The sequence below is a fragment of the Okeania sp. SIO2B9 genome (genome assembly GCF_010672505.1).
In the GTDB taxonomy this organism is placed as follows: Bacteria; Cyanobacteriota; Cyanobacteriia; order Cyanobacteriales; family Microcoleaceae; genus Okeania; species Okeania hirsuta.
The window spans coordinates 1-1,794 of the sequence record NZ_JAAHGK010001440.1 but is presented as its reverse complement, the minus strand read 5'-3'; the positions used below and the strand labels follow the sequence as shown (position 1 = coordinate 1,794).

General features: G+C 31.0%; 3 protein-coding genes. All 3 read left to right on the top strand.

The window, feature by feature from the left end:
- Window positions 1-360: 360 nt before the first annotated feature.
- Genes F6K13_RS31535 through F6K13_RS31525 form a run of 3 tightly spaced genes read left to right on the top strand, consistent with a single transcriptional unit; the run spans window position 361 to window position 1,699 of the window.
- Window positions 361-555 (top strand): hypothetical protein, encoded by a 195-nt coding sequence (locus F6K13_RS31535; protein WP_124143426.1) that lies wholly within the window; start codon window positions 361-363, stop codon window positions 553-555.
- Window positions 545-1,378: an AAA family ATPase gene (locus F6K13_RS31530; protein ID WP_124143425.1), complete on the top strand. Its 834-nt coding sequence runs from the start codon at window positions 545-547 to the stop codon at window positions 1,376-1,378. Before F6K13_RS31535 ends, F6K13_RS31530 begins: the two co-directional genes overlap by 11 nt.
- Before the next feature lie 15 nt (window positions 1,379-1,393).
- On the top strand, window positions 1,394-1,699 hold the full coding sequence (locus F6K13_RS31525) for a hypothetical protein (protein ID WP_287289642.1): 306 nt from the start codon (window positions 1,394-1,396) through the stop codon (window positions 1,697-1,699).
- The last annotated feature ends 95 nt before the right edge of the window (window positions 1,700-1,794 follow it).

Here is a 1,794-nt window from a genome sequence, read left to right as displayed (position 1 = left end):
CTAATTATTCGGTAATATTTTCCATTATTAATTGTCAGCATTAGGAATATTAAAATTATCGTATAATTACGGAGATAAAATAAATTTATAATATCTTATATATAGATTTTTCCGTATAAATATCAATGCTTTTCTTCCGATAAAGTGTTTCGATCAAAGTATATAGAATTTCCAGTCTTACATGAGGTGAAAAATTTTTGGATTTTAGGGAACACCTTAATATAGAAAAAAGACTGTATTCCATTAATATGAGAATCGCTATAGTCATAATTAATAAATTAATAACTATAGAATATCTGTGCTGACCTGTAAAAGATAACTAATACGGTTGAAATTTACTGAATAATATCGGGTAGAAAAGTGGAAGAAAAACTACAAGAATTAGCAGAAAAATATGAAATTCCTCTGGAACTAATTACAGCAGCAATTGAACTTGAAAAACAAGAAATTTTCAAGCAAAAACGTAAGACTGCTCCGACAAAATTACTCGAAATGATTGAACGTTATACAGACTCATCACAATCATTTATGGAGGATACTAATTATGGGACTTAAACTCAGAAGTATTCGTCTAAAAAACTGGAAATGTTATCAAAATGAAGAAATAAAATTTAACCTCAATACTGATAAGCAAATCTGGATTGTTTTTGGTCAAAATGGATTTGGCAAAACATCTATACTAGAGGCAATTCAATGGTGTCTTTACGGTGCAAAAGCTATTTCTGATTCTAAATTACTAGACCATTTTAATCGGGTAATAGTTAAAGAGAATCCTAATGTAGAAATGTCAGTAGAACTTGTTTTTGAGCGTAATGGAGATATTTATAATATTAGCAGAGTTGCAAAAAGAGAAATACAAGGCGAGACAGCTAGAGCAAAAGTAGAACTACCAGTAATCAATAAAAATGGTAAAAATATCAGAGATGTGCCAGAAAAAATTGAGGAACTATTGCCAAATTCCTGTAAAGAATTTTTCTTCTTTGATGGTGTAGAAATCAAACGTTATGCTCAACGAATTCACACTAAAGAAACCCACAAAGCCATAGAGAGAATACTTGGAATTACTGAATTACTAAATCTCCGGCACGATGTAGAAATTACTAGAAAAAAATTAGATAGAAAATTTGATGAAGTAGATTCGGTGAATGAAAGTCTCAGACAAGTCAAACAAAAACTTCGAGAAATTCAAGAAAATATAGAAGTTAAAACAGCACAACTTGAGCAAGCAAAATTAGATGAAAAAAATGCTATTAAAGAGCTGGAAGAAACAACAGAAGAAGCAAATAAAATTGAAGAACTACAAAATAAGTTAGAACAATTAAAGGACTTAGAAAGAGAGCAAGAACGTTGTAAAGAAAACCTCAAAAAAGCCACATAAAAATTAGAAAGTGGGTTGAGACAATCACCTATTCCGCTATTGATAGAATTTGTGATAGAAGTTGCAGATGATATGCAAAGTACAGCTATTACAACCGCTCGACGTTCTGGTTCAGTTAAGCTTTTACGAGAATTATTAGAAGATAAAACTTGTGTTTGTGGTCGTTGTATAGATGAAGATTCTCGTCAATTTATTATCAAAGAAATTGAAAGCTTAGAATCTTGTGTTAGTAGTACCCAAGAAGTAATCCGTCAGGATGAAATACGCAACCGTTTAGAAACAATTTCCGACTATAAAATACCTAATTTTGAAGACCTTTAGTTTCTCGTTTCAGACGATATGCGTCTAGTTTGATTGTTTCTAGTTCATCTTGTAGACAATCACGCTCCAACAAAAGGTCTTCAAAATTAGGTAGA